This window comes from Micromonospora sp. NPDC053740 (genome assembly GCF_040677775.1).
In the GTDB taxonomy this organism is placed as follows: domain Bacteria; phylum Actinomycetota; class Actinomycetes; order Mycobacteriales; family Micromonosporaceae; genus Micromonospora; species Micromonospora alfalfae.
Map to the genome: position 1 here is coordinate 1 of NZ_JBFASO010000016.1, position 25,864 is coordinate 25,864.

Consider the following 25,864-nt stretch of genomic DNA (forward strand, 5'->3'; position numbering starts at 1 on the left):
TCGTCTCCCCATCCCCACACTCCCATCTTTACTCCCCCCCCCCCGCCGCCGGGGCGCGGCCCCCCCCCGCGGGGGCGCCGGGCCCCCCCCCCCCCCCCCCCCCCCCCCCCCGGGGGGGGGGGGGCCCCCCCCCCCCCCCCCACGGCTCTGCGGCCCCCGCTGCCGACCCGACCTTCGCCACCTGAGCCACCGCCGCCCGACCACGTCAGGAGGTGGCCGGGCATTCCCGTTCGGCCCTGTGATCGAAATCCGTTGCCGAGCCCGACGAGAACTCGATAACGTGGCCGTACACGTGAAAGGAGGTGGTCCAGACTTGTATAGCAATCGGACTCGTGAGGTGGCTGTCAGCTAGCCGCTGTCCTCGACAGTGATCGGCTCGTCGCGAGGCGGGCAAAAAGCACCATCGTCGAGACCGTGTGGCAGCGGTGCGGCGAATCCACGACAGCCACCCGACCCCCGGGGTGCCGGCCAAGTCCAGCCGGCCCGCGCACATGCGCGGAGCGCCCCGGGGGTCGCTCCATATCCGCAGGAGTGGCGATGTCAATGCGTGAGCTGGTGGTGCTGGGGACGGCCAGCCAGGCGCCGACCCGTCAGCGCAACCACAACGGGTACGTGCTGCGTTGGGACGACGAGGTGATCCTCTTCGACCCGGGTGAGGGCAGCCAGCGCCAACTCCTGCACACCACTGTCACCGCCACCGACCTGACCCGGATCTGCGTCACCCACTTCCACGGCGACCACTGCCTGGGCCTGCCCGGCACCATCCAGCGGCTCTCCCTGGACCGGGTGGCGCACCCGGTCGCCGTGCACTTTCCCGCCGGCGGCGCCGAATACTTCGCCCGACTGCGGTACGCCACCTCGTTCTACGAGACCGCCGAACTGCGGGTCGAGCCCATCGAGGCGGACGGGCAACGGATCGCCCTGCGCTGCGGCACGCTGGAGGCACGCCGGCTCCGGCACCCCATCGAGACGTACGGCTACCGGCTGGTCGAGCCGGACGGGCACCGGATGCTGCCGGAGAAGCTGGCCGCGTACGGCATCACCGGGCCGGCCGTCGGCGAGCTGATCCGCGTCGGGCACCTGGACCTCGACGGACGCCGCGTCGCCCGGGACGAGGTGAGCGTGCCCCGGCCGGGGCAGCGGTTCGCGTTCGTGATGGACACCGGGCTCTGCGACGGGGTGTACGCCCTCGCCGAGCACGCCGACCTGCTGGTCATCGAGTCGACGTTCCTGGAGTCGGAGGCCGCGCTCGCCGCCGAGGTCGGCCACCTGACCGCGGCGCAGGCCGCCCGGGTGGCCACCGAGTCCGGGGTACGCCGACTCGTGCTCACCCACTTCTCCCAGCGCTACCCCGACCCGCGCCGGTTCCACGACGAGGCGCGCGCGCACTTCGACGGCGAACTGATCATCGCCGAGGATCTGACCACGGTGCAGCTTCCCCCGCGCCGGGTAGCCTCGGCCGGGTGACCGTCACGCTCCGCCCAGCGACCGAAGGCGACCTGATGGCGGTGGGTGCCCTGCACCAGCGCTCCCGGGTCGCCGCGTACTCCGCCTTCCTGCCGGCCGAGGCGCTGGCCGACCCGACACCGGAGGCGATGGGACGGTACTGGGTCGAGCGGTGGATCTGGGAGCGGGACACCCACCGGATGACAGTGGCCGAGCGGGCCGGGGCGTTGGTCGGGTTCAGCCACCTGGGCCCGGACGACGAGGACGACCCCGCCACCGGACTGCTCAACGCGATCCACCTCGACCCTGCCGAGCAGGGCCGCGGCGTCGGTCGCACCCTGATGGTGGACGCCCTGGAAGCCATGCGGGCGCAGGGCTGGCGGCGTGCCGTGCTGTGGGTGCTGCGGGACAACGCCCACGCCCGCTCGTTCTATGAGCGCGGCGGCTGGACCCCCACCGGCGACGAACGCGACGAGGCGATCGGGTCGGCCCCGACCCGACAACTCCGCTACGCCCGCCCCCTCTAACCGCCCACCCCGCCCCGCTCCGCCCCACCCCGCCTCGCTCCGCCCCCACCCCGCCTCGCTCCACCCCCACCTCGCCGATCTTGCACTTTCTGTCGGGACAAAACGCTGCAGTAACGACATTCAGGCGACAGTAAGTGCAAGATCGACGGGACGGGACGGGGGGCGGGGGGCGAGGACGGGGAGCGGGGGGGTTAGTGGGCGCCTAGGTGGGACAGGAGGTCCTGGCGGGTCAGGACGCCCTTGGGCTTGCCGTCGACCAGGACCAGGGCTGCGTCGGACTTCTCCAGCATGCCGACCGCCTCGCTCACCGGCTGACCACCACCGATCATCGGCAGCGGGTCGCCCATGTGCCGCTCGATCGTGTCGTGCAGGTGGGCCTGGCCGGTGAACAGCGCGTCGAGCAGGTCCCGTTCGGCGATCGAGCCGGCGACCTCACCGGTCACCACGGGCGGCTCGGCCTTGAGCACCGGCAGCTGCGAGACGCCGTACTCGCGCATGTAGTCGATCGCGTCGCGGACGGTCTCGGTCGGGTGCACGTGCACCAGCTCGGGCAGCCCGCCCGGCTTGCTGGCCAGTGCGTCGGCCACCGTCGGCTCCGCGCCCGAGTTGTCGAGGAAACCGTACCGGGCCATCCACGAGTCGTTGAAGATCTTGGAGAGGTAGCCACGACCGCCGTCGGGCAGCAGCACCACCACCACGTCGTCCGGGCCGGCCCGGCGGGCGACCTCCAGGGCGGCGACCACAGCCATTCCGCAGGAACCGCCGACCAGCAGCCCCTCCTCGCGGGCCAGTCGCCGGGTCATCTCGAAGGACGCCTTGTCGGAGACCTCCACGATCTCGTCGGCGACACCCCGGTCGTACGTCTCCGGCCAGAAGTCCTCGCCGACGCCCTCCACCAGGTACGGGCGGCCAGTGCCGCCGGAGTAGACAGAGCCCTCCGGGTCGGCCCCGACGACGCGCACCCGGCCGTCGGACGCCTCCTTGAGGTACCTGCCGATGCCGGAGATGGTGCCGCCGGTGCCGACGCCGGTCACGAAGTGGGTGAGCCCGCCCTCGGTCTGCTTCCACAGCTCCGGGCCGGTCGTCTCGTAGTGCGAGCGCGGGTTGGCCGGGTTGCTGTACTGGTTGGGCTTCCAGGCGCCGGGAATCTCCCGGGTCAGCCGGTCGGAGACGTTGTAGTACGAGCGCGGGTCCTCCGGCGCGACGGCGGTCGGGCAGACCACCACCTCGGCGCCGTACGCCCGGAGCACGTCCTGCTTGTCCTGGCTGACCTTGTCGGGGCAGACGAAGACGCACTTGTAGCCCTTGAGCTGGGCCACCAGGGCCAACCCGACGCCGGTGTTGCCGCTGGTCGGCTCGACGATGGTGCCGCCGGGCTTGAGTAGGCCGGCGGCCTCGGCGTCCTCCACCATCCGCAGCGCGATCCGGTCCTTCACCGAGCCGCCCGGGTTGACGTACTCCACCTTGGCCAGCACGGTGGCCTGGATGCCCTCGGTGACGTTACGCAGACGCACCAGCGGGGTGTTTCCGATCATGTCGACGACGTTGTCGTAGTACTGCACGGTGTGCCCTTCGTTGCGGCGCCGACGGTGGCGGCCAGGAAGACGTTCGCTCACCGCCCAGCGTACGTGTCGTCAGGGCACCAACCCCTCGGGGATGACCGAGCTACGGCGGGCCTCCCACTCCAGGAACCTGTCGGTCTCGGCGAGCACGCTGCCGGCCAACCAGGTGACCATTACCGCGTCGTCGGCCAGCCCGAAGATCGCCAGCGGGATCTCCGGAAGCAGGTCGATCGGCGAGACGATGTACGCGGTCGCCGCGGTCATCAGGGCCAGCCGAAGGCCGCCGTCGTACTCCCCCTTGGTGGTGGCTCGAATCATCCGGGGCAGCGCGGCCAACCGCGTGCCGATCGACGGCCCGTTGCGCGCCCCGGCCGCCAGGGCCCGCGCCAGGGCCGTGAACGCCGCGCTGCGCTTCAGTGTCTTACCCATCGTCGCGCTCCTCTCCGCCGGATCAGCGTGGCGGGTCGGCGCAAGTCGGCCGGCCTCTGGAACCCAGGTACCCCGTCGCGTCGGTTTCCAGGCACCCGGGTGCCGTCACGACGACAGCGGTGTGTCGGGCCAGCGCGATAATGTCGAGATATGGGGGTGGCAGGTTTCGTCGTACCCGATGAGCGCTGGCGGCAGGCCAGGCGCGTCGCCCTGCTGGCCGCTATCGGGACCGGCGCCACAGCGGCGGCCGCTGTGGCGACCGGCGGGGTGCTGGTCGGCCAGGCCCGCCAGGCTCGACGGACCATCCCGATGGCCGAGGCGCCGCCGCCCCGCTGCGATGGGATGTACGGCGCGAAGTTTCCCGGTCCGGCGCTGACCATGGTCGTGCTCGGTGACTCGTCGGCGGCCGGCTACGGGGTGCACCGCCGTCGGGAGACGCCCGGGGCGCTGCTCGCCACCGGCCTGTCCCGTCGACTGCACCGGCCGGTGCAGCTGCACCGCTTCGCGGTGGTCGGTGCCATCTCGGCGGCGCTGCGCCACCAGGTGGAGGCGGCGCTGGAGTGCCGACCCGACATCGCGGTGATCCTCATCGGCGGCAACGACATCACCAACCGCACCCCGCGCGGTCTGGCGGTGCGCTACCTGGTCGAGGCGGTGCACTCCCTGCGTGACGAGGGGTGCGAGGTGGTCGTCGGCACCTGCCCCGACCTGGGCGCGATCCGCCCGATCCAGCCGCCTCTGCGCTGGCTGGCGCACCGCTGGAGCCGCCAGCTCGCGGCCGCCCAGACGGTGGCGGTGGTCGAGGCGGGTGGGTGGACGGTCTCCCTCGGTGACCTGCTCGGCCCCCGGTTCGCGGCCGAGCCGACCCGGATGTTCGCCTGGGACCGGTTCCACCCCTCCGCCGAGGGGTACGCGATGGCCGCCGCCGCGCTCCTGCCGACGATGCTTTCCGCCCTCGGCGCGACGCCGGAACGACGGGCCACACCGACGCGCGCCGACGGCGTACGGTCGCTGCCGAAGGCCGCGCAGGAGGCGGCTCGACACGCCGGCACGGAGGTCAGCGGCGTCCAGGTCCGGGGCCGCGACCGAGGGCCGGCCGGCCGTTGGGCGCAGCTACGCCGACGGGCGTTCTTCGGTGTCGGCGCGGTGCCGCAGCACGGGTCCGCCTCGGACACCTCGACAGTGGAGGGACTGGCATGAACGAGCGCAGCGCACGGAGCGTGACCTCCGGCCTCGCCGGCCGACTGGGTCGGGCGGCGGCGATCTCGCTGTTCGCCGGCACTGTCGGGGGCGCCGCCGTCCTCGCAGGTGAGGCGTTCATCGCCCGGCACCGACGCTACGCCGAACCGGAGCTCGGCCTTGCCCTGCGCGCCACTGTCGGCCGGGCGGGCGCTTCCCCGCTGCGACTGGTGTTGCTCGGCGACTCGTCGGCACTGGGAGTCGGTGTCGACCGTCTGGAGGACACCATCGGCGGGCAGTTGGCCAACCTGCTCGCCGAGGGCCCGGCCGGCCGCCGGGTGCACCTGTCCAGCGTCGGCGTCTCCGGCTCCCGCTCGACGGACCTCGCCACCCAGGTGGCCCGGGCCCTGCTCGGCGAGCGGCCCGACGTGGCGTTGATCCTGATCGGCGCGAACGACGCCACCGGGCTGCGCCGACCCTCCGACGCGGCGGCCTACCTCGGCGCGGCGGTGCACCGCCTGCGCGAGGCGCGCGTCGAGGTGGTGGTGGGCACCTGCCCGGACCTCGGGGCCGTACGTGCCATCGCGCCGCCGCTGCGGCAGGTGGTCGGCTGGTCCGGGCGTCGGGTGGCCCGCGCGCAGACCACTGCCGTGCTGGAGGCGGGGGGCGCGGTGGTCGACCTGGCCACCGAGACCGGGCCGGTGTTCCGGGCCGACGCCGGGACGCTCTGCCAGGACGGCTTCCACCCCTCCGCCGACGGCTACCGGGTGTGGGCGCACGCGCTGCTGCCCGCCATCGTCGCCGCGGCGGCGGCCACGACCCGGCGCTAGATCGCCCCCGGCCAGGGTGACATTTCCCGCCGCGCCGGCTTCTTCCGCGCCATGTTACCGGCGGGTTAACGTTGGTCCATGCCGATTGAGTCGTCCCGCGACGCCGTCATCGTCGCCACCGCCCGCTCCCCCATCGGCCGGGCGCACAAGGGTTCCCTGCGCGACGTCCGCTCCGACGACCTCGCCGCGACAATCGTCCAGGCCGCGCTGGACAAGATCCCCGCGCTCGATCCGACAACGATCGACGACCTCTACCTCGGCTGCGGCCTGCCCGGCGGCGAGCAGGGCTTCAACATGGCCCGGGTGGTGTCCACCCTCCTCGGTCTGGACACTGTCCCCGGGGCCACACTGACCCGCTACTGCGCCTCCTCGTTGCAGACCACCCGGATGGCGATGCACGCCATCCGGGCCGGCGAGGGCGATGTGTTCGTCTCCGCCGGGGTGGAGATGGTCTCCCGCTACGCCCGGGGCAGCTCCGACGGGCTGCCGCCCGAGGCGCAGGCACTGGTTGGCGGCGGCTGGGAGAACCCCCGGTTCGGGCCGGCCGGCGAGCGCTCGAAGCGCCGCGCGCAGGGCGGCGCCGAGGTGTGGACCGACCCGCGTGAGGCCGGCGAGCTGCCCGACATCTACCTGACCATGGGGCAGACCGCGGAGAACCTGGCCCAGGTGCACGACGTCACCCGCGCCGACATGGACGAGTTCGGCGTACGCAGCCAGAACCTCGCCGAGAAGGCCATCACCGACGGTTTCTGGGCCCGGGAGATCACAGCGGTCACCACGCCGGACGGCACGGTGGTGAGCACCGACGACGGGCCCCGGGCCGGCGTCACGCTCGACGCGGTCGCCGGGCTGAAGCCGGTGTTCCGCCCGGACGGTCGAATCACCGCCGGCAACTGCTGCCCGCTCAACGACGGGGCCGCCGCCGTGGTGGTGATGAGCGCCCAGCGGGCCGAGGAACTCGGGCTCACCCCGCTGGCCCGGATCGTCTCGACCGGTGTGACAGCCCTGTCGCCGGAGATCATGGGTCTCGGGCCGGTCGAGGCGTCCCGGCAGGCGCTGCGCCGAGCCGGCATGACCATCGACGACGTCGACCTCGTCGAGATCAACGAGGCGTTCGCCGCGCAGGTCATCCCCTCCTACCGCGAGCTGGGCATCCCGGAGGAGAAGCTGAACGTGATGGGTGGGGCCATCGCTGTCGGCCACCCGTTCGGCATGACCGGCGCCCGGATCACCGGCACCCTGCTCAACGCGCTGGAGTGGCACGACAAGACCATCGGTCTGGAAACCATGTGCGTGGGCGGTGGCCAGGGCATGGCCATGGTGCTGGAACGGCTCAGCTGAGCTGCCCCGCCTTTCAGAGCGCGCTGCGGGTCGCCGTCACCTCGGCGGCGGCCCGGGCCAGCGCCTCGGCCCCCGGGTCGGCGGCCAGCAGGTCCGCCGTGACCACCCGCAACTGATCGGGTAGGGCCAGGTCGTTGTCGAGCCGGGGCACCACCCGACGGGGCTCCCCCTCGGCGTCGGCGGCCAGGTTGGCGACCTCCTGCACCAAGCGGTGCACCAGGTCGGCGCGGGACACGTTGCCGACGGTCGCCACCGCCGCCCACCGGGGCTGCTGCCAGTGCGCGATCTGACGCACCAGCAACTGCACGGCCTTGTCCAACTCCGCTGCGCTCATCGCCGCCGAGTCTACGGCCGACACCGGCCGCGCCCGGGTCGGCCCGGTCAGCGGCGCAGGTAACTGAGCAGCCGCAGCAACTGCCAGTAGAGAAAGACCAACCCGGTGAGCAGGCCGAACGCGCTCAGCCACGCGTACCGACGGGCCCGGCCGTCCCGCACCGAGCGCTCGACGAGATCGAAGTCGAGGATGAAGCTGAACGCCCCGGCGATGATGGCCACCACCGAGAAGGCGTACGGCAGCCAGCCGACCTCCCCGCTGACGCTGTAGCCCGCCAGGCCCGGCCGCCCGCTGATCAGGTACGACACCAGGTTGACCACGCTGAGCACGGCGATGCCGAGCAGGGTGCCGATCACCAGGCGGGCCAGGCGGGGCGTCGCCCGGATCACCCGGGCCCGGTAGAGCGCCGCCATGCCGAGGAACACGCCGAAGGTGCCGGCCACCGCCTGCACCACGATGCCCGGATAGACCTGCTCGAAGGTGCGGCTCGCCACCCCCAGCAGCAGCCCCTGGAGGATGGCGTAGCCGACGATCGGCACCGGGTTGGTGATCGCTCGCAACGAGATGACCAGGACCAGCGCGATCGAGGCGAGCGCGCTGCCCGCCAGCGCGGCGCCCAGCCACACCGCGTCGGGGATCACCGCCCAGGACACCGCCGCGGCCACGCCGGTCACCAGCAGCAACCCGACGGTACGGACCACCACGTCGTCGACTGTCATCGGCTCGACGTCACGGGCGCCGAGCACCCGGGCCTCCACCCGGCCGGTTTCGTCCAGCCGGTTGAGCACCGGGTTGTTGCTGCGCACCGCCGCCTCCTTCGCCCGCGTACCCCCAGGGCATGTGTCAAAGCCCCTGGCCGGCCTGCGACGGGCCCAGACGACGACCGGCCGCGTTGGGAATTGGCCCGGATACAACACCGGTATCCGGGCCAATTCCCGCCTTGCCGGACCGCCGCCTGGACTCCGCCTCGGCTCGACCGAGGCTTTGACACATGCCCTCGCAGTCACTCTGCCTCGGGCGGACCGGCGGCGGCGGGCAAACGGCGCGGACGACGGCGCCCGCCCCCACCGGAGTGGGGACGGGCGCCGGTCGGCAGTGCGGACGAGGTCAGTCGTCGCCCTGGAAGTAGCTCAGCAGGCGCAGGATCTCGATGTAGAGCCAGACCAGGCTGACCAGGATGCCGAACGCGGCCACCCAGGAGTAGCGCTGGGGCAGGCCCATCCGGACGCCGTCCTCGATCTCCTTGAAGCTGAGCACGAAGCTCAGCGAGGCGACCACGATGCAGACCAGGCTGAAGCCGATGGCGAGCGGGCTGCCGTCGCGCAGGCCGGTGTTGACGCCGAACAGCGCCAACACCAGGTTGATCATCATGACAGCGAAGAGGCCGACCATCACGGCGATCATGCCCTTGACGAAGGCCGGGGTAGCCCGGATGACCTTCGCCCGGTAGAGCATCGCCATCAGGAAGAAGATCCCGAAGCTGGCTGCGGCGGCCTGGAGCACGATGCCGTCGTAGGCAGTCTCGAACGCCTTGCTGACCATGCCGACGAAGACACCCTCGACGACCGCGTACGCGATCACGAGCGCCGGGTTGGCCATCCGGGAGAACGAGATGATCAAGCCGAGCACCAGGCCGACCACCGCCGCGCCGACCCAGGCGGTACTGACCAGCGCGTCGGGCACGAGCACCCAGGCGGCCGCGGCGGTGATGCCGAGAATGCCGAGCAGAGCGACAGTCTTGACGACCACGTCGTCGACGGTCATCGGTGCCACGGTCGGCGGCGCGGCCAGGTAGTCGGCCTGGGACGGGTACTGCTGGGGAATGCCGGGCTGTCCGTACGGCCCGGCCGGGGCGTACCCGGCGGAGCGCTCCCGCTCGGCCGCTTGGCCGAGCCGGGCGAGCACCGGGTTCGAGGTCTTCACTGTCTGGCCTCCCTCAGGGGGTCGTTTGCACGTGAACGTGCCCTCCAAGAGTAAACGGCAGAGCCAAGTCCTGGAGATCACGAATGAGAATGTGTGAGTCGACCGGTGCCCGGGGCGGGGGTCGAACCCGCACGCCTTTCGGCAGCCGCTTTTAAGGCGGCCGTGTCTGCCTTTCCACCACCCGGGCGAGTGGCACCGGCGCGCCGACACGCCTGGTGCAGTGTCACCGTAGCCGGTCTGCGGCGACCCGGCGTACCCCGCCGGCCTGGCCACATTAGGGTCGATGCCGTGAGCAGCGCAGCCCCCACGGCCCCCGACGCCGCCCCTGAGCAGGCATTCCGCCTCGCCGATCAGGTCAACCGCCGACCCCGGGCCACCCGGCTGCTGGCCGCCATCCGCCGCCACCGGGCGGACCTGCTGGCCGCACTGCTCTTCGCGGTGCTGGCCGGCTGGCTCACCCACGGGCTGTGGCCCGACCCGGGCGCCCGAATCCTGGCGCTCAACCCGGAGGACCAGGCCCTCTACGAGTGGTTCCTGGCGGTGGACGCCCGCGCGTTGCTCGGCGACTTCGACCTGCTCACCGACCGGCTCAACGCTCCCGACGGCGTGAACCTGATGACAAACACCACTGTGATCGCCCTCGGGGTCCTCTTCTCGCCGGTCACCCTGCTGCTGGGCGCACCTGTCACCTTCGCGCTGCTCGCAGCCGGCAACCTCGCCGGCACCGCACTCGCCTGGTACCTGCTGTTCCACCGGACGCTGCGCGCCCGCCGGGTGGCCGCCGCGCTCGGCGGCGGGCTGTGTGGATTCGGGCCCGGCATGGTCTCGCAGACCAACAGCCACCTGCACATGACCGCTCAGTGGCTGGTGCCGGTGATCGTCTGGCTGGTGGTCCGGCTGCTGCGGGCGGCCGACCCCGGGCCTGGGACACCCGACGAGACCGGCCGTACCCGCACCACCGGGCCGGACCGTCGGCGGATGTTCACCTCCGCGGTCGGGCTGGCCGGCGCGGTCAGCGCGCAGGTCTTCATCGGCGAGGAGGTGCTCTTCCTCGCCGCGATCACGCTGCTGGTGATGGCAGTCAGCTACGCCGTGTCGGACCGGGACCTGGCCCGCCGGGCGCTCCCCGGGTTCGCCGGCGGGTTGGCGATCGCCGGCGGGCTCGCCCTGCTGGTGCTCGGCTATCCGCTGTGGTTCCAGTTCGCCGGGCCACAGGGAGTCGCCGACGGGATGTTCACCCCGGCCTACTTCTCCGCCGACCTGAGCAGTTGGTGGACGTTGTCCCCGCTGTCGGTGGCCGGCAGCGACGCATCCGCCCGGCTGACCACCGGCCCCGCCGAATACAACACGTTCCTCGGCTGGCCACTGCTGCTGGTCACCGCGGTCTGCGCGATCTGGGCCGGGCGACGCCGGCTGGTCTTCGCCTGCGTCGTGGCGGGCCTGGTGATGGGGGCGCTCTCGCTCGGCCCGGAGGTGGTGCTCGGCGGCACCAGGACGGCGATCCCCGGCCCGTACGCGGTGATCGGAGGGCTGCCGGTGGTGGACGGGGCGTTGCCGATGCGGTTCGCGCTGGCGTTGCTGCCGATCGTCGCGACGCTGCTGGTGCTCGCTGTCGACCGGGCCCTGCGCAGCTCCGGCCGGGCGCGGCGGCTGGTACCCCTGGCCGTCGGCGTGGCGCTGCTGCCGGTCTTCCCGACCCCCCTGCCGACCGCCGGACGACCCGCCGTGCCGGAGTTCATCACCGGCGGCCACTGGCGGCAGTGCGTACCGCCGGGCGGGGTGCTGGTCCCGGTGCCACTGCCCACCCCGAAGGAGCCCTGGCCGATGCGCTGGGCGACCGCCGCCGACGCCGCTTTCGGGCTGCCGGAAGGCTTCTTCATCGGCCCGTACGGTAGGGGCGGCAGCGCGGCGATGGGCACCTTCAAGCAGCCCACCTCGGCGCTACTGGCGGACGTCGCCCGCCGTGGCGACCAACCGGCCATCGGCGACGAGCAGCGCCGCCAGGCGGTCCGCGACGCGGACTTCTGGGGCGCCTCCTGCGTGGCGCTCACCGACGACGCCCCCCACGCGGACAGCCTGCGCGCCACCCTGGAACAGCTCTACGGCCCAGCCACCCGCATCGCCGACGCCTGGACGTGGCGGGTCTAGACCAACGAAAACCCCGCCGATCTTGCACTTTCCGCCCGGACAGGCCGGAAGTGCAAGATCGACGGGGTTGGCGTCGGTTTCTGGTCAGACGCGGGGCGCGCCGACGGGCTGGGATGCCTCGACGAACTCCTCACGCGGGTCGTGCAACTGACCCAGGGCGACCACCTCGCGCTTGAGGAAGAACGCCAACGACCAGTCCACCACCACGCGGACCTTCCGGTTGAACGACGGGATCCGGCTCATGTGGTACGTCCGGTGCATCACCCAGGCCGGCCAACCGGTCATCTTGATCCCGTACACCTGGGCCACGCCCTTGTGCAGGCCGAGGCTCGCCACGCTGCCCACGTGCTTGTGCTTGTAGTTCACCGGCTCGCGACCCCGGATCACCGCCGCGATGTTGTCGGCCATCCGGGCGGCCTGGCGCACCGCGTGCTGAGCGCTCGGCGAGCAGAAGTTGCCCGGCTCCTTCGTCAGGTCCGGCACGGCCGCGCAGTCCCCGGCGCTCCAGGCACCCTCAAGCACCTGGTCACCGTCGACCACCTGCAGCGTGGGCAGGCAGGTGATCCGTCGACGGTCGTCGCGCGGGAAGTCGGTCGAGTCCAGCATCGGCGACGGCTTCACACCGGCCGTCCAGACGATCGTGTCGGAGCGGAAGCTGTCACCGTCGGAGAGCTTGACCACCCCGTCGACGCAGGACTCCAGGCGGGTGTCCAGCCGGATGTCCATGTTGCGCTTCAGCAACTGCTGCACCGTGTAGGCACCCATGTCCCGGTCGACCTCGGGCAGCACCCGTTGGGTGGCCTCGACCAGCACCCAGCGGACCTCGTCCTGCTTGAGCTCCGGGTAGTAACGCAGGGCGTCGCGAGCCATGTCCTCCATCTCGGCGAGCGCCTCGATGCCGGCGTACCCACCGCCGACGAAGGTGAAGGTCAGCGCCGAACGGCGGACGTCCGGATCCGGCGTGGCGGCCGCCACGTCGAGCCGATCCAGCACGTGGTTGCGCAGGTAGATCGCCTCGCCGATGGTCTTGAACCCGATGCCCTGCTCGTGCAGGCCGGGGATCGGCAGGGTGCGGGAGACCGAACCCGGGGCCACGATCACGTGGTCGTAGGTGATCTCCCGGGCCGGGCCGCTGATCGGCTGCACGGTGGCCACCTTGCGGTCGTGCTCGATCCGCGTGACCGTGCCGGCCACCATCTTGCACCGGCGCAACTCCCGCCGCAGCGGCACCACCGAGTGCCGCGGGGAGATGTTGCCCGCCGCAGCCTCGGGCAGGAACGGCTGATAGGTCATGTGGGGTTGGGGGTCAACCACCATGACCTCAGCCTCACGGGAGCTGAGCTTCTTCGACAGGCGCAGGGCCGCATACAGACCGACGTGCCCGGCACCAACCACAAGGATCCGCTTCGGATTCACGTTGTCTATCTTTCCCCGGCCGGCTCAGGTAATCCCGCTCGCGCCCCCCATCTGTGACGGAGCACAACCCATGTGACCTGCGTAACCCTTGGCTCGCAGTGGTCACCGACGCCGCAGAAGCCAGCCCAGCAACACTGCCACCCCCACCGCCACCAGCAGCCCCAGCACTGTCACCCACTGGTATCCGGCGGCCCCACCCGTCCCCGTCGCCTGCAACAACAGCACGCCGAGCACGGCGGAACCCAACAGCACCGCGGCCGACCGCGCCAACCACCGGGTGATCAACTCGGGGTCCACCATCGCGTCATAGGGCAACAGCGCGGCCAGCGCGCACAGGGTGTGACCCAGGTAGAGCAGGGCCGCGACGCCGAGCAGCCGCCAGAGCGTGACCGGACGGCCGTACCCGTCGGTGGCGAGCAGCCAACCGCCGACTGTGACCAACGCCGTGAAGGTCGTCCAGACCTTTCGCGGCCCGAACGCGGGCAGCAGGGCCGCCATCGCCAGCAAGAAGACCGGCCGACCGGAAAGCACCTCGGCGGGGAACGCCAGGGCGAACCCGGCAAACACGATGACGAAGATCCCGGCCCGGACCAGCAGCGGGGCCACACTGACGCGAGCGACGGCGTACTGCGCCGCCCGAACCCGCTCCACCAGAGCGCTCACCGCACCCGCCCTCCGTTCGCGACTGCGGGGCTCGCAAGCTCACTCCTCGCGCTCACCGCACCCGCCTTCCGTTCGCGACTGCGGGGCTCGCAAGCTCACTCCTCGCGCTCACCGGCCACCCACCCTCGGGGCCGTCGCCAACCGGGCCACGTCCCGCAACACCTGGTCCAGGCTGCCAGCACCGGCCCAGCGCACCACAGGTACGCCGTGCTCCCGGAGCTGGCCGATCATGATCTCCCGATCCAGACGCCACAGCCGGTACGCCACCTCGGCCCAACCCCGGTCCTTCGGCGACGCCAGGTCGGCCGGCAGCGTGTCGACCGCCACCACGAACCGCCCACCGCGGGCCAACCGGGCGAGCATCTGCGCCGACCGTTCGTCCAGCAGCGGGGTGAGCACCACCACCAACGCGTCCGAGGAGAGCAACTGCGGGCCGAAGACCTGGTCGTACGGTTCGTGGGCGGACGCGTGGACCCGGACGTCGAGCAACCACTCCAGGACGGTCAGGTACTGCCGCCGCCCGGCAGCCGGCCGGAGCCGACGGGCCGCCGGCCCGTACTCCAGCAGCGAGACCCGGTCGCCACGGTGCAGGTAGTGCTCGGCGATCGCGGCGGTGGCCCGGACCGTGGTGTCCAGCACCGACGCCGCGCCGTCCACCCCACCGGAGCGGCCCGCCTCGGCGAGCACGTCGAGCAGCACCACCACCTCCGCGTCCCGGTCGGAGAGGGTGGCGGCCACGTGCAGCTGCCGGGCCCGCAACGAGACACGCCAGTCGATCCGGCGCAGCCGGTCCCCGGGGGCGAAGACGCGTACGCCGGCAAGCTCGCCGCCCTCTCCGGGTCGGCGGGAGTGGTGCGCCCCGACCAGTCCGGCGGCGCGGGGCATCGCCTCGACCGCCTCGAACGGCTCGGTACGGGGATACACCCGTACCCGCACCGGCTCGATGATCACTGCCCGGGAGACCAGCAGACCCCCGGCGGTGGCGACCCGGGCACCGGCGGGGCCGATCGGGTGCCGGCCCCAGCGCAGGGCCTTGCCGGCCAGCTCCAGGTCCACGGCGGCGCCCATCGGCACCGAGGTCACGAACGGCCGGTCCGCTACGGAACGACGCCCGCCGTCGCCCTGCGCCGTCGCACCGGTTTCCGGGGTGGCGCTCGGCCCCCCGTCGTCGACGGCCTCGTCGCGGGCGAAGCCGGCCCTGTCGATGCGCAGCCACGGCGACACGCGGGTCCGCATCACCACCAGGTCGTAGTCGACAGTGTCCGGGTTGCCGACGCTCACCGCCGCCGCCACGTCACCGCCCTCGACCAGCGGCCCACCGTCGGCCTGGCTGATCCACACCTGCGGCAGCGCCGTGGGCCGTCGGCGCAACGCGTACGCGGTGCCCAACGCGAACGGGGCGGCGAGCACAATCAGGTCCACCCGGCCCAGCAGCACCCCGGCCACCAGCAGCAGGCCGGCGAGCAGCACCGCGCGGCCGAGCGCCGGGGTGGGCGCCCAGCCGGCAGCCGGTTCCGCTTCGGTGGCAGTCGGCACTGTCGGTCCGGTCATCAGTGCCGGGGCCCGCCGGCGGCGTAGCTGGGCAGCGCGCCACTGGCCGGGGCGGGAGTCGCCTCCAGCACCTCGCCCACCACGAACGCCGGGTCGACCCGGCGCAACCACATCTCCGGGCGCAGGGTGATCCGGTGGGCCAGGGCGGGCGCCGCCACCGACTTGACGTCCTCCGGCACCACGTAGTCCCGTCCGCCGAACACCGCGCGGACCCGGGCCAGCAGCAGCAGCGCCAGCGAACCGCGAGGTGAGGCGCCGACCAGCACCGACGGGTGCTCCCGGGTGGCAGCGGTGAGCGACACGATGTAGCGGCCGATGGAGTCCTCCACCACCACGTCCTCCAGGGCGGCCTGCATGGCCCGCAGCGTCGCCGCGTCGACAACCGCCTTGATGTCCGCCTCCTCCCGGCGACGGCTCATCCGACGGCGCAGCACCTCCCACTCCTCTTCGTGCTGCGGGTAACCGAACGAGACCCGCAGCAGGAACCGGTCCAGCTGCGCCTCCGGCAGCGGGTAGGTGCCCTCGTACTCGATGGGGTTGGCGGTGGCCAGCACGTGGAACGGTTCGTCGAGCTTGTAGGTCACACCCTCGACCGACACCTGCTTCTCCTGCATCGCCTCCAGCAGCGCGGACTGGGTCTTCGGCGGCGTCCGGTTGATCTCGTCGGCGAGGAGCAGGTTGGTGAAGACCGGGCCGGCCCGGAAGGTGAAGTCGCCGTTGCGCTGGTCGTACAGGAAGGAGCCGGTGACGTCGGCGGGGAGCAGGTCGGGAGTGAACTGCAACCGGCGGAAGTCCAACCCGAGGGCCTGGGCGAACGAGCGGGCGGTGAGTGTCTTACCGAGGCCTGGCAGGTCCTCCAGGAGCACGTGCCCGCCCGCGAGGATGCCGGCGAGGACCAGCTCCAACGCGTCCCGTTTGCCGACCACGACGGTGCCGACCGCGTCCAGGACCGCCCGAGCCAGGTGCCCGACCTCGGCGGGGGCAATGCTCCGGTCCACGTCGTTCATCAGATGCTCTCCAGTTCGGCGACGATCACCGCGAGGTCGCGCGGCGACGGGGTGCGGCGAGGCGGGGTCTCCAGGAACGTCCACAGGCGGTCACCCAGCAGGACGCGAGCGCGGGCGGGATCCGACTCACGGGTGACGCCGTGCTTCAGCCGCATCCGCTCGTCGGCCAGTTCACCGATCCGGGGAAGGACCACCTCGGTGAAACGTTCGGTTCGGTTCGAGGACCAGTCCAGGGGCCGTTCCCACTGGTTGATCGCGCCACGCAGCGCGTCCCGGGCGCCCCAGTTGTAGTTGCCGTCCTCTTCGCCCGCGCCGGCCCGGCGAGCCGGCGGCGGCGGGGGTGGCGGCGCGAGCAGGGCGGTGACCCGGCGGACCGCCAGCACGGCGAGCACCCCGGCGATCAGTACGGGCAGCGAGACCTGGAGGCCCACCGCGCGGAGGCCGACCAGCAGGACCGCGACCACCGCGGCGGCCCACGCGAGCGAGCGCAGCACCGGACGCCATCGGGACGGGCGCGCCTGCGGACCGACCGGCGCGGCCTCCTCCTCGAACGCGAGCAGATCGTCGATGCTGGTGCTGCTCATGAGGCCACCGCCGCGGTGAGCTCTCCGCGCAGCCGGCCGAGCGCGGCGCGGGCCTGGTCCCGGGTGCGTTCGCCGACCGGGTGGGTGGCGTACCGGGCCTCCCGGTAGACGTGCGCGAACTCGGCCAGCACGTCGGTGCTGGCGATGGCCGGCACGCCCGCCCCCGGGTCGCCCTGCAACAGTCGGCTGACCAGGTCGGTGGGGGTGTCTCCGGCGAACTTCGGCACACCGGCAGCGGCGGCCGTCTCCTCCAGGCGCACCCAGCAGGCGATCACCGCCACCCGGGGGTCGGTGTCCCGGTCGTCGAGTTCCACCAGGCCGGCGTCGAGGGCGGCGACCACCTCACGGGCGGTGCCCTCGGCGGTACGGCGGGCCCGCTGCGCAGGAAGCGCCCGGGTGGTACGGCGCAGCGCGCCCCGGATCAGCACCCAGCTGAGGTAGCCGAGCGCGGTGAGGATGGCCAGCCCGAGCAGGACCACCGCCACGGTGCCGACCCACTGCGGGATGTGCGCCTGGGTGGCCTCGCCGGCGTCGCGTGGCTCGAACGGGATGGACGGTGACGGCTCAACGGTCGGGTACTCGGGAACCCAGGGAACGTTGTCCGCGGCCGGCGGGATGCGACTGGCCCCGATCGACGAGTGAGCGGACGCCAACGCGGCACCGGCGAGCAGTGCGGCGACCGCGCCGACCGGCCACCACCGGCGGAGCAGGCCCAACACCGGCCGCAGCACACCCGGCTCGGCGGACTGTACCGGTGTGGGCGGGCGTGTTCCGTCTGTCATCGCCACCACCCCACGCGTCGTCTCAGTCCACTCCGGCCAGCTGTTTGGCCTGGCCGAAGACGTCGTCCAACATCCCTGGTGTCAACCGCCCGGTGAAGGTGTTCTGCTGACTGACGTGGTAGCAGCCGAGCACGTCCGGAGCGTTCGTGCCGGACCAGTGTGCCCCATGACCGAACGCCGGTCGCGGGCTGGGCGGGCGCTGCCCGTACACCGCTCGGAGCACCGGCCACCACGCGGCCCAGGCGAACGCGCCCAGCGCGACAACCACCCGCAGCGTCGGCCGGATCAACGTGACCTCGCGGTGCAGCCAGGGCGCGCAGGTGTCCCGTTCCAGGGGGGTCGGCTTGTTGTCCGGAGGCGCACACCGGACGGCCGAGAAGATCCGCAGGTCGCGCACTGTGAGCCCGTCGTCGGCGGCGACGCTGGTCGGCTGGTTGGCCAGCCCGGCCCGGTGCAGCGCGGCGAACAGCACGTCACCCGACCGGTCACCGGTGAAGATCCGGCCGGTGCGGTTGCCACCGTGTGCGGCGGGTGCCAGCCCGAGGATGGCGATCCGGGCGTCAGCGCTGCCGAGGCCCGGCACCGGCCGACCCCAGTACTCCTGGTCACGGAAGGCGGCCCGGCGGGTGCGGGCCACCTCCTCCCGCCATTGGACCAGCCGTGGGCAGGCGAAACAGTCGCTCACCGCCGCGTCGAGGTCGGCCAGGTCGGTCGCCCGCGCTGCGCGGGCGACCACCTGTGCGGGGGTACGCGTCTCAGCCAAGCTTGGCCCGGAAGAGTTCCAGGGTGCGGGCCCAGGCGCTGGCGGCGGCGCGCTGGTCGAACGCCTCCGGCCGGTCGTCGTTGAAGAAGGCGTGCGAGGTGCCCGGGTAGTCGTAGAGGTGGCAGTCGCCGCCGGCCTCCTCGATGGCCCGCCGGGCGGTCTGTACGCCCTCATCGGCCGAGGTGCCGTCCTCTTCGGAGCAGTGGATGACCGCTGCCTTGCCGGCGTAGTCGGCCCAGTCGGGGCGCATCGACTCCCAGGGCAGCACGGGATAGAAACCGGCGGTCGCGACGATCCGCTCGGAGATGGTGGCCGACCAGAGGGCCAGGCTGCCACCGGCGCAGAAGCCCACGGCGCCGACCTTACCGGTGACCTCGGGTCGCCCGGCGAGATAGTCGGCAGCGCCGGCGATGTCCTTCGCCGCCTCGTCCATCCGCATCGCCAGCAGGAGCCGCTGCGCCTCGTCCGGCTCGCTGGTCGTCTCACCGTGGTAGAAGTCCGGGGCGAGGGCGACGAAGCCGGCTTCGGCGAACCGGTCCGCCACCGACCGGATGTGCGGGACCAGACCCCACCATTCCTGAATGACGATGACGGCGGGGCTGGCCGTGCCGCTGGCGGGTATCGCGAGATACCCCTCGCTCGTGCCCCCGTTGCTGCGGTAGCTCACCATTTCGCCCATGGGCCGTCCTCCTAGCGGTCAGTCATCGTTGGCTGGTCGCCCAGTGGTCCTACGTGCCGGTAGCCTGCCACGCCACGCGGCCGTCGGGAAGACGCCGGAACAGTGGCATTCACCTCCTGTTCGCCCCCCGGTGACTCCGGGTACGCCGACGGCGGCGGGGTCTGCTCCCGCCGCCGTCGATGCCGAGCTACCGCTGTGGTCAGACCTTCTTGGTCAGGCAGAGCACGTAGCCCGTCTTGCCCGGCTCGATGCTGGAGAAGATGTACCCCTCCTCGCCCTCCTTGAAGAACTGGGTGCAGGTGGTGTCGGCCTTGGCCTGAGCCTCGCTCTGGCCGTCCACCCGACCGACCACGCTGTACGCCGCGTCGGTGGAGGTGCACTCGACGACCTTGGCGCCGTCGACCTCCTCCTGCTCGGTGCCGGTGACCTCGGGCAGCTCGGCGATGCAGTCACCGGTCTTGGCGGCTGCCGTCTCGTCCTTGTTGAAGTAGTTGCCGATCGCCGAGGCGACGCCGAACTTCAGGCCGGCGATGACGACGACGGCGAGGATCGCACCGACGATGCCGAGGGCCTTCTTCGCACCGGACTTCTTCGCCGTCGGCTCGGCCGCCGGCGGCGTCTCGGCCGTCAGTGGCGTCGCGGCCGTCGGCTCCGTCTCGGCCGTCAGCGGCGTCTCGGCCGTCAGCGGCGTCTCGGCCGTCAGCGGCGTCTCGGCCGTCAGCGGCGTCTCGGCCGTCAGCGGCGTCTCGGCCGTCGGCTCCGGCTTGGCCGTCGGCGGTGTGTCGGCGGCCGGCTCCGGCTCGGCCTGCTGCGGCGCGGCCGCTTGCGGCGTCTCGACGGCCGGCTCAGGGGTTGCGGCGTCGGGCGCGGGGGGCGGTGCGACCTGCTCTGGCACGGGGGTTCCTTCCGAGGGGTTGATGAGCAGACGACACCGTAACGATCATTGATTTCCGGTGCCGTCCCGCTCGCCTCGTCCGTTCAGATATTTCCCAGCTTCCTCTGCATGATCCAGTTCACACTGTGGTTCAGCGCGTCGGGGTGGGGGTTGGCGTTCCGCTCGGCGGCAGGCCGGTGGCCGTGGCCGTACCGGTCGGCAGCGGCGGCCCGGTCTCCCCGGATGTTCCGCTCGGGTCCGGCGTGCTAGCCGGGTCCGGGGTGGTGGCCGGGTCCGGCGTGCTGGCCGGGTCTGGCGTGCTGGCCGCTGGCGCGGGTGGAAGGGGCGCGCCCGGTGCGCGGGGCACGAAGGGCGCCTGCTCCGGGCAGTACGGGTACGCCCGCAGCGTCTGTTTCACATAGCCGCCTTCCAAGCAGTCCGGGTAGCCGAGCCGGATCGGGTTGCCGTTCTGGTCGAAGAGCCGGGCGTTCTCCACCAGGCGTCCCTCGCTGTCGTAGACGAAGACGTCCCGGACCCGGTCGTACGGGCTGTCGACAGAGGTCTGGTCGTAGCCGTAGTCGCCGTAGCGCATCCGGTCCTCGGCCTGGATCAGCGCGGCGAACGCGAAGACCACCAGCACCACACTGGCGACCTGCACGACCGAGCGCGGCCAGCGGGTCAGCTGGGCCGAACGGCGACCGATCCAGATGGAGCCGAGCACGAAGCCGATCAGCATGATCAGACCGGCGAGCAGCTCACCGCCGAACCTCGGCAGCAGCCCGAATTCGCCACCGGTGGTGATCACGGTGACCAGCATCGCCGCCAGATAGCCGCGCAGCACCCACCATGCCGGACGCAACAGTCGGAGGAAGTCGCTGGCCGTCTCGTACCCCAGTGGTGGGCCGAGGCGGGTATCCATGCCGCGCAGCCGGCCGCGGACCCGGGCCATCGCGCTCGCCACCCGCTGGTCGAGGTTGCGCCCGCTGCCCGGCGCGGCGCCGGCTGCGGCGCGCAGCTCGGCGGCGTACGTCTCGGGCTCGCCCAACCGCTCGACAAGGGTGCCCTCGGCCTCGGCGGCGACCTCGGTGAGGTGGTCGGCGAGATCCTCGGTCAACTCGTCGCGTTGCCCGGGCGGCAGGTCGGCCAGAGCGGCCCGGACCCGCGCCACATAGTCGGTGATCTCCTGCTCCGCGACGGTCATGCCGCCATCCCCCGATCGTCGAGCAGACTGTCCATTGTGGTGGCGAACGAGCGCCAGAGCTTGCCGGAGCGGGTCAACTGGTCACGCCCCGCGGCGTTGAGTGAGTAGTACTTGCGGTGCGGCCCGGATTCGCTCGGCACGACGTAGGTGGTGAGCAGGCCGGCGGCGAAGAGGCGGCGCAACGTCCCGTAGACCGAGGCGTCACCGACCTCTTCCAGGCCGGCCTCGCGCAGCCGGCGCAGGATGTCGTAACCGTAACCGTCCTCCTCTCGGAGAACGGCCAGGACGGCCAGATCAAGCACGCCCTTCAACAACTGTGTGGTGTCCACGCATTGCACACTACTGCGTAATACGAAGTAGCGTCAACGAATCCGCCCCGACACGCCAAGCCGGCTGGCGCGCGGCCCGCCCGGAGGTGCGCTGGGCCGCTCCGGGGGTGCGCTGGGCGGAGATCGACTCGGTTTTCAGGAAGTCGGGGCTTCCGAGGCGACCAGACAACGCGGTTTCAATGAAAGCGAGTTGATCAAGATCGCTGGCGCGCGGTGGCTTACTGGAGGCTCCAGGCGATGCCGTCGAGGATGTCGTGCTCCGAGGCGACCACCGACGGCATCCCGGCCCGCTCCATGATCACGCGAAGCACCAGCGCACCAGCGCCGATCACGTCGGCGCGACCCGGGTGCATCACCGGGTTCGCCAACCGCTGCGCACGGGTTTGACCCAGCAGCTCCGCTGTCACCCGGGCGACCTCCTCGTACGACACCCGGGCGTGGTGGATGCGCTCCGGGTCGTACTCCCGCAGGCCCCGCGCGAGCGCGACCACTGTGGTGACCGACCCGGCGAGGCCGACCAGGGTGGCCGCCTCGCGACCGGGCACCACTGCGAGCGCCCGGTCCACCACCGCGGCGATGTCGGCCTGCGCCGCCGCGACCTGCTCGGACGTCGGCGGGTCACCGGGCAGGTGCCGCTCGGTCATCCGGACGCAGCCGATGTCCACCGAGATCGCCGACCGCACACCGGCGGCCCGGTCACCGACCACGAACTCGGTGGAACCACCACCGATGTCGACGACCAGGAACGGCTCCTTCGCGTCGGCGGGCAGCCCGCGCACCGCGCCGGTGAACGACAGCCGGGCCTCCTCGTCGCCGCTGACCACCTCAGGCGCGACACCGAGGGTGGCCTGCACCATCTCGGTGAAATCGGCGGCGTTGGCGGCATCGCGGGAGGCCGAGGTGGCACACATCCGCACCCGCTGCGCGCCGAGCTTCTCAATGTCGGCGGCGTACGACGCCAACGCCACCCGGGTCCGTTCGATCGCCTCCGGCGCCAGTCGGCCGGTGCGGTCCACGCCCTGCCCCAACCGGACGATCTCCATCCGCCGGGTCAGGTCGACCAGCGGTGCCTGCGGCCCGGCCGAGGCGTCGGGCAGGTCGGCGACCAGCAGTCGGATCGAGTTGGTCCCGCAGTCGATGGCCGCCACACGCGTCGTCACGGCAGCAACCTTACGGCAGGCCAGGCAGCCGTCCGGCGGCTTGGTCGGCGGTGGGCCACGACTCGCCCAGGTCGCCCGACGGGCCCCGCAACAACCCCACCCCGAGCGCGGTCAGGTGATGTCGGACGGCCCCGCCCTCCCGCTCGCTGGTCACCAGACCGGCCATGCGCAGCGCGCGGGCGTGCTCCGAGGCCGAGGAGAGACTGATCCCGACCGCCCGGGACAACACCGTGGTGGTCAACCCGCCGTCGGCAGCCAGTCGGCGCAGTACCAGCGCCCGGGTGACGCCGAGCAACCGACCGAGGGCATCGTCGTCGGCGGGAGCCCCGCGCGCGGGCATGACCACCGGGTAGACGAGCAGGATCGGGTAACCCTGCTCGACAAGCACCCGGGGCCGCGGCCCGGCCAACGGGGAGGGCAGCAGGATGATCCCGTGGCCGGTGCCTGGGAGATCGCCGTCCCACCACGTCCGCACCTCCAGCACCGGCTCCCGCCACCGGATCCCCGGGTGCAGGCCGGCGAAGAGACTGGCCAGGCCGTGCTGCGCCAGCCGCTGGCTGGCAGCCGTCACCTGCTGACGGTACGCGGACACCAGCTCGGCCCAGTGCGGTTCGAGCACCGCGTCGCACCAGGTCCGCACGGCCCCGCCGAACAGGTCCAGCACCTCCGGGTCGGCCGCCGCGAACCGTCGCCGCAGCGGGCTGGCCGACGTGTCCGCGTACGCCAGGGTGACCTCGGCGCGGACCCGCCGCGCCGGGGTGGCCCGGATCGCGTCCAGCCCGGCCTCCACCGACTCCAGGCCGTCGAAGGGGGTGACGAAGTCGGGCAGACGTCCCCGGTCGGGCAGCAGATGCCGCAGAATCGCCGTGGCAGTCTGGGCGGCAGCAGTGCCCTCGGCCGCCGCCGCCCGCCTCGCCAGGGTCGGTGCCATCGCCGCGACAGTCGGATCGCGCAGCCACTGACCAGCCAGCAGCGCGATCCCGACCGGATGCAGCCGATCGGCGAACCGCACCCGGCACAGGTCGGCGGACCCGAGCTGGAGGCGAAGCATGGCAACAGCCTGCCTGCCTTCGCCCAGGACCGAAAGGGTTGATTCGCTGCCGAACGCTCTCCAGTGTGGACCGCGAGGTCGACGGGGGGTGGCCGGCGTGCGGCGAACAGTGGCGGTGTTGACGGGGCTCTGTCTCCTGGTCGTTGCCGCAGCTTGTGGTGAGCGGGGGCAGCCCTCGTCGGCCTCGCCAGCCTCACCGTCCGCGTCGAGCGAACGGCCGGCGGCCGGTGACCACCAACTCACGGTGCGCCACAACGGACGCGACCGCACCTACCTGCTGCACGCCCCACCGGGGTACGACCCGGGCAGAGCCTCCGCGCTGGTCGTCGCGCTGCACTTCTATCCCGGCCTCGGATCCTCGGTGCGGGAGTTGGCGGGCCTGGAGGCCAGAGCCGACACTGACAACGTGCTGGTCGCCTACCCCGACGGGCAGGGAGGCGGCTTCAACGCGCTGATCTGCTGCGGCAGCGAGGACGACGTCGGCTTCCTCAACGCCCTCACCGATCATCTGGTGCAGACCTGGCACGCGGACCCGAACAGGGTGTTCCTCACCGGCATCTCGAACGGCGGCGACATGAGCTTCCGGGCGGCGGTGGAGAGCACCGGCAGGTACGCCGCGATCGGGGTGGTCAGCGGTGGTTACAGCGGAAACCTGACCACCGCCGACAGTTACGTGCCGAAGAGCCCGGTCTCCGTGATCACCTTCATCGGCGGCCAGGACCGCTACGCCTCGACCTTCCAGGCCGGCATGCGGACCTGGCAGCAGCGGCTCGGCTGCCGGCCGAGCCCGAAGGCGTCCGGGGTGCCGGGCGTGACGCACACGGTGGCGGGCTGCGCGGACGGCAGCGAGGTCAGCGTCTACACGATCGCCGACATGGGTCACAGTTGGCCGGGGGCGACGTCGGGCCAACTCGCCGCGTCCTCCGCAGGGCTGTCCGCCACCGACCTGATGTGGGAGTTCTTCGCCGCCCACCCCCGCAGGGCCTGACCTAGAGGCGCAGCAGCATCCGGGTGTTGCCCAGCGTGTTCGGCTTGACCCGCTCCAGGTCCAGGAATTCCGCGACACCCTCGTCGTACGAGCGCAGCAGCTGCTCGTAGACCGGCTGCGGCACCGGAGCGCCGTCGATCTCCCGGAAACCGAACGAGCCGAAGAACCGGGTCTCGAAGGTGAGCACGAAGATCCGCGCCACGCCCAACTCCCGGGCCGCGTCGATCAGCTCAGCGACCAGCCGGTGACCGATGCGCCGGCCCCGGCAGGACGGGTCCACCGCCACAGTGCGGATCTCGGCCAGGTCCTCCCACATGACGTGCAGCGCACCGCAGCCCACCACGACGTCGTCCTCGGCCCGGACCGCGACCCGGAACTCCTGCACGTCCTCGAAGAGGGTGACGGTGGCCTTGCTCAGCAGCCGCCGGTCGTCGGTGTAGGTGTCGACCAGTCGCCGGATGCCCCGCACATCGCCGGTGCGGGCCCGCCGGACGAGGATCTGGCTGTCGGCCTGCGTTGTCATTCGCCCGTCGGCACATCCACGCAGGGCCCGGCGGACCACCAGGGCTCGACCAGGCCCAACGTCTCGTCGCCGAGCGGGTTCACCCCGGGGCCTGCGCCCAACGCGTGGCCCAGGTGCACGTGCAGGCACTTCACCCGGCCCGGCATCCCACCGGCCGAGATGCCGGCGATCTCCGGCACCTCGCCGATCGCCTCCCGGCGGGTGAGGTAGTCCTCGTGCGCGGCACGGTAGTGGGCGGCCAACTCCGGATCCGTCGCCAGCCGGTCCGCCATCTCCTTCATCAGCCCCGCCGACTCCAGTCGGCTGCACGCGGCGGTGGCCCGGGGGCAGGTCAGGTAGTAGAGCGTCGGGAACGGGGTGCCGTCGGCGAGGCGGGGGGTCGTCTCCACCACGTCGGGAAGGCCACACGGGCACCGGTGGGCCACCGCGCGGGTGCCCCGGGGCGTCCGGCCGAGCTGCGCTGCCACAGCGGCCAGGTCGGCCTCGGTGGCCGGTTCGCGCTGCGGCAGGGGAACGGAATCCGCCGCCGGCTCCGACGGTGGTACGACAGTCACGGTGCCCATCTCTCCTGGTG

The 25,864-nt window shown here is 72.1% G+C and carries 27 protein-coding genes and 1 tRNA gene; 7 read left to right on the forward strand and 21 right to left on the reverse strand.

The features are described 5' to 3' along the window. The first annotated feature begins 537 nt into the window (after window positions 1–537). Window positions 538–1,467, forward strand: a complete 930-nt coding sequence (locus tag AB0K35_RS32085) for a ribonuclease Z (RefSeq protein WP_363890218.1) — start codon at window positions 538–540, stop codon at window positions 1,465–1,467. Beyond that, a complete protein-coding gene (locus AB0K35_RS32090; RefSeq protein ID WP_238666661.1) occupies window positions 1,464–1,973 on the forward strand; it encodes a GNAT family N-acetyltransferase in 510 nt (169 codons plus the stop codon). The genes AB0K35_RS32085 and AB0K35_RS32090 overlap by 4 nt, the downstream gene beginning before the upstream one ends. Window positions 1,974–2,164: 191 nt before the next feature. On the opposite strand, the gene AB0K35_RS32095 is transcribed toward AB0K35_RS32090, so the two are convergent. Both AB0K35_RS32095 and AB0K35_RS32100 read right to left on the reverse strand, forming a co-directional pair. Continuing rightward, window positions 2,165–3,535: a cystathionine beta-synthase gene (locus tag AB0K35_RS32095; RefSeq protein WP_363890413.1), complete on the reverse strand. Its 1,371-nt coding sequence runs from the start codon at window positions 3,533–3,535 to the stop codon at window positions 2,165–2,167. A gap of 72 nt (window positions 3,536–3,607) precedes the next feature. Continuing rightward, the gene (locus tag AB0K35_RS32100; RefSeq protein WP_363890221.1) at window positions 3,608–3,964 is read right to left on the reverse strand and encodes a YkvA family protein; all 357 of its coding nucleotides are present in this window, start codon (window positions 3,962–3,964) and stop codon (window positions 3,608–3,610) included. Between the two features lie 150 nt (window positions 3,965–4,114). Between AB0K35_RS32100 and AB0K35_RS32105 the strand changes: the two genes are divergently transcribed. From AB0K35_RS32105 to AB0K35_RS32115, 3 genes are all read left to right on the forward strand, one after another. Continuing rightward, a complete protein-coding gene (locus AB0K35_RS32105; RefSeq protein WP_238666662.1) occupies window positions 4,115–5,164 on the forward strand; it encodes an SGNH/GDSL hydrolase family protein in 1,050 nt (349 codons plus the stop codon). Next, window positions 5,161–5,973, forward strand: coding sequence for an SGNH/GDSL hydrolase family protein (locus AB0K35_RS32110; protein ID WP_238666663.1), 813 nt, complete (start codon window positions 5,161–5,163; stop codon window positions 5,971–5,973). Before AB0K35_RS32105 ends, AB0K35_RS32110 begins: the two co-directional genes overlap by 4 nt. A 78-nt stretch (window positions 5,974–6,051) precedes the next feature. Beyond that, window positions 6,052–7,314 carry an acetyl-CoA C-acetyltransferase gene (locus AB0K35_RS32115; RefSeq protein WP_363890224.1) on the forward strand — a complete coding sequence of 421 codons (1,263 nt, stop codon included), beginning with the start codon at window positions 6,052–6,054 and terminating at the stop codon, window positions 7,312–7,314. A 13-nt stretch (window positions 7,315–7,327) separates the two neighbouring features. Here AB0K35_RS32115 and AB0K35_RS32120 read toward each other — a convergent pair whose 3' ends face one another. The 4 genes from AB0K35_RS32120 to AB0K35_RS32135 all read right to left on the reverse strand — a co-directional run bounded on the left by AB0K35_RS32120 (window position 7,328) and on the right by AB0K35_RS32135 (window position 9,758). Then, complete coding sequence (locus AB0K35_RS32120; protein ID WP_238666665.1) at window positions 7,328–7,648, reverse strand: hypothetical protein; 321 nt, start codon at window positions 7,646–7,648, stop codon at window positions 7,328–7,330. Window positions 7,649–7,695: 47 nt separating this feature from the next. Further along, window positions 7,696–8,454: a Bax inhibitor-1/YccA family protein gene (locus AB0K35_RS32125; protein WP_238666666.1), complete on the reverse strand. Its 759-nt coding sequence runs from the start codon at window positions 8,452–8,454 to the stop codon at window positions 7,696–7,698. A 301-nt stretch (window positions 8,455–8,755) separates the two neighbouring features. After that, on the reverse strand, window positions 8,756–9,571 hold the full coding sequence (locus AB0K35_RS32130; RefSeq protein WP_363890228.1) for a Bax inhibitor-1/YccA family protein: 816 nt from the start codon (window positions 9,569–9,571) through the stop codon (window positions 8,756–8,758). 106 nt (window positions 9,572–9,677) lie between these two features. Then, window positions 9,678–9,758 (reverse strand) — tRNA-Leu (locus tag AB0K35_RS32135). A 101-nt stretch (window positions 9,759–9,859) separates the two neighbouring features. On the opposite strand from AB0K35_RS32135, the gene AB0K35_RS32140 reads away from it, so the two are divergent. After that, window positions 9,860–11,719, forward strand: a complete 1,860-nt coding sequence (locus tag AB0K35_RS32140; protein WP_363890231.1) for a hypothetical protein — start codon at window positions 9,860–9,862, stop codon at window positions 11,717–11,719. An 84-nt stretch (window positions 11,720–11,803) separates the two neighbouring features. Here AB0K35_RS32140 and AB0K35_RS32145 read toward each other — a convergent pair whose 3' ends face one another. The 13 genes from AB0K35_RS32145 to AB0K35_RS32205 all read right to left on the reverse strand — a co-directional run bounded on the left by AB0K35_RS32145 (window position 11,804) and on the right by AB0K35_RS32205 (window position 23,779). Then, complete coding sequence (locus AB0K35_RS32145; RefSeq protein WP_124857748.1) at window positions 11,804–13,135, reverse strand: NAD(P)/FAD-dependent oxidoreductase; 1,332 nt, start codon at window positions 13,133–13,135, stop codon at window positions 11,804–11,806. 102 nt (window positions 13,136–13,237) lie between these two features. Then, window positions 13,238–13,798: a hypothetical protein gene (locus AB0K35_RS32150; protein ID WP_363890234.1), complete on the reverse strand. Its 561-nt coding sequence runs from the start codon at window positions 13,796–13,798 to the stop codon at window positions 13,238–13,240. A 108-nt stretch (window positions 13,799–13,906) separates the two neighbouring features. Then, a complete protein-coding gene (locus AB0K35_RS32155; RefSeq protein ID WP_238666670.1) occupies window positions 13,907–15,349 on the reverse strand; it encodes a DUF58 domain-containing protein in 1,443 nt (480 codons plus the stop codon). Next, complete coding sequence (locus AB0K35_RS32160) at window positions 15,349–16,356, reverse strand: MoxR family ATPase (RefSeq protein ID WP_091394243.1); 1,008 nt, start codon at window positions 16,354–16,356, stop codon at window positions 15,349–15,351. The genes AB0K35_RS32155 and AB0K35_RS32160 overlap by 1 nt, the downstream gene beginning before the upstream one ends. Continuing rightward, complete coding sequence (locus AB0K35_RS32165; RefSeq protein ID WP_238666671.1) at window positions 16,356–16,940, reverse strand: hypothetical protein; 585 nt, start codon at window positions 16,938–16,940, stop codon at window positions 16,356–16,358. The genes AB0K35_RS32160 and AB0K35_RS32165 overlap by 1 nt, the downstream gene beginning before the upstream one ends. Continuing rightward, window positions 16,937–17,722, reverse strand: coding sequence for a DUF4129 domain-containing protein (locus tag AB0K35_RS32170; RefSeq protein WP_238666672.1), 786 nt, complete (start codon window positions 17,720–17,722; stop codon window positions 16,937–16,939). Before AB0K35_RS32170 ends, AB0K35_RS32165 begins: the two co-directional genes overlap by 4 nt. A 22-nt stretch (window positions 17,723–17,744) precedes the next feature. Continuing rightward, complete coding sequence (locus AB0K35_RS32175; RefSeq protein WP_308193386.1) at window positions 17,745–18,458, reverse strand: uracil-DNA glycosylase; 714 nt, start codon at window positions 18,456–18,458, stop codon at window positions 17,745–17,747. Between the two features lie 19 nt (window positions 18,459–18,477). Beyond that, the gene (locus AB0K35_RS32180; RefSeq protein ID WP_112671006.1) at window positions 18,478–19,164 is read right to left on the reverse strand and encodes a dienelactone hydrolase family protein; all 687 of its coding nucleotides are present in this window, start codon (window positions 19,162–19,164) and stop codon (window positions 18,478–18,480) included. 199 nt (window positions 19,165–19,363) lie between these two features. Further along, on the reverse strand, window positions 19,364–20,059 hold the full coding sequence (locus AB0K35_RS32185; RefSeq protein WP_363890237.1) for a hypothetical protein: 696 nt from the start codon (window positions 20,057–20,059) through the stop codon (window positions 19,364–19,366). Window positions 20,060–20,189: 130 nt separating this feature from the next. After that, entirely contained in the window at window positions 20,190–21,239 is a 1,050-nt protein-coding gene (locus tag AB0K35_RS32190; RefSeq protein WP_363890239.1) for a hypothetical protein, read from the reverse strand. Further along, window positions 21,236–21,568, reverse strand: coding sequence for a PadR family transcriptional regulator (locus AB0K35_RS32195; protein WP_074316865.1), 333 nt, complete (start codon window positions 21,566–21,568; stop codon window positions 21,236–21,238). The genes AB0K35_RS32190 and AB0K35_RS32195 overlap by 4 nt, the downstream gene beginning before the upstream one ends. 218 nt (window positions 21,569–21,786) lie before the next feature. Then, on the reverse strand, window positions 21,787–22,716 hold the full coding sequence (locus AB0K35_RS32200) for a Ppx/GppA phosphatase family protein (RefSeq protein WP_238666758.1): 930 nt from the start codon (window positions 22,714–22,716) through the stop codon (window positions 21,787–21,789). Window positions 22,717–22,738: 22 nt separating this feature from the next. Continuing rightward, window positions 22,739–23,779, reverse strand: coding sequence for a helix-turn-helix domain-containing protein (locus AB0K35_RS32205; protein ID WP_363890240.1), 1,041 nt, complete (start codon window positions 23,777–23,779; stop codon window positions 22,739–22,741). Window positions 23,780–24,023: 244 nt separating this feature from the next. On the opposite strand from AB0K35_RS32205, the gene AB0K35_RS32210 reads away from it, so the two are divergent. Continuing rightward, window positions 24,024–24,767 carry a polyhydroxybutyrate depolymerase gene (locus AB0K35_RS32210; RefSeq protein WP_363890242.1) on the forward strand — a complete coding sequence of 248 codons (744 nt, stop codon included), beginning with the start codon at window positions 24,024–24,026 and terminating at the stop codon, window positions 24,765–24,767. 1 nt (window position 24,768) lies between these two features. On the opposite strand, the gene AB0K35_RS32215 is transcribed toward AB0K35_RS32210, so the two are convergent. Both AB0K35_RS32215 and AB0K35_RS32220 read right to left on the reverse strand, forming a co-directional pair. Continuing rightward, window positions 24,769–25,290: an amino-acid N-acetyltransferase gene (locus tag AB0K35_RS32215; RefSeq protein ID WP_363890244.1), complete on the reverse strand. Its 522-nt coding sequence runs from the start codon at window positions 25,288–25,290 to the stop codon at window positions 24,769–24,771. Beyond that, window positions 25,287–25,844 carry a DUF501 domain-containing protein gene (locus tag AB0K35_RS32220; protein ID WP_363890246.1) on the reverse strand — a complete coding sequence of 186 codons (558 nt, stop codon included), beginning with the start codon at window positions 25,842–25,844 and terminating at the stop codon, window positions 25,287–25,289. The genes AB0K35_RS32215 and AB0K35_RS32220 overlap by 4 nt, the downstream gene beginning before the upstream one ends. Window positions 25,845–25,864: the final 20 nt, after the last annotated feature.

Bases quoted from the DNA above. Each gene is read 5' to 3' on its own strand.
- AB0K35_RS32085 (WP_363890218.1), top strand. From the start codon at position 538: ATGTCAATGCGTGAGCTGGTGGTGCTGGGGACGGCCAGCCAGGCGCCG.
- AB0K35_RS32100 (WP_363890221.1), bottom strand. From the start codon at position 3,964: ATGGGTAAGACACTGAAGCGCAGCGCGGCGTTCACGGCCCTGGCGCGG.
- AB0K35_RS32105 (WP_238666662.1), top strand. From the start codon at position 4,115: ATGGGGGTGGCAGGTTTCGTCGTACCCGATGAGCGCTGGCGGCAGGCC.
- AB0K35_RS32110 (WP_238666663.1), top strand. From the start codon at position 5,161: ATGAACGAGCGCAGCGCACGGAGCGTGACCTCCGGCCTCGCCGGCCGA.
- AB0K35_RS32115 (WP_363890224.1), top strand. From the start codon at position 6,052: ATGCCGATTGAGTCGTCCCGCGACGCCGTCATCGTCGCCACCGCCCGC.
- AB0K35_RS32120 (WP_238666665.1), bottom strand. From the start codon at position 7,648: ATGAGCGCAGCGGAGTTGGACAAGGCCGTGCAGTTGCTGGTGCGTCAG.
- AB0K35_RS32155 (WP_238666670.1), bottom strand. From the start codon at position 15,349: ATGACCGGACCGACAGTGCCGACTGCCACCGAAGCGGAACCGGCTGCC.
- AB0K35_RS32160 (WP_091394243.1), bottom strand. From the start codon at position 16,356: ATGAACGACGTGGACCGGAGCATTGCCCCCGCCGAGGTCGGGCACCTG.
- AB0K35_RS32165 (WP_238666671.1), bottom strand. From the start codon at position 16,940: ATGAGCAGCACCAGCATCGACGATCTGCTCGCGTTCGAGGAGGAGGCC.
- AB0K35_RS32170 (WP_238666672.1), bottom strand. From the start codon at position 17,722: ATGACAGACGGAACACGCCCGCCCACACCGGTACAGTCCGCCGAGCCG.
- AB0K35_RS32180 (WP_112671006.1), bottom strand. From the start codon at position 19,164: ATGGGCGAAATGGTGAGCTACCGCAGCAACGGGGGCACGAGCGAGGGG.
- AB0K35_RS32190 (WP_363890239.1), bottom strand. From the start codon at position 21,239: ATGACCGTCGCGGAGCAGGAGATCACCGACTATGTGGCGCGGGTCCGG.
- AB0K35_RS32205 (WP_363890240.1), bottom strand. From the start codon at position 23,779: ATGCTTCGCCTCCAGCTCGGGTCCGCCGACCTGTGCCGGGTGCGGTTC.
- AB0K35_RS32215 (WP_363890244.1), bottom strand. From the start codon at position 25,290: ATGACAACGCAGGCCGACAGCCAGATCCTCGTCCGGCGGGCCCGCACC.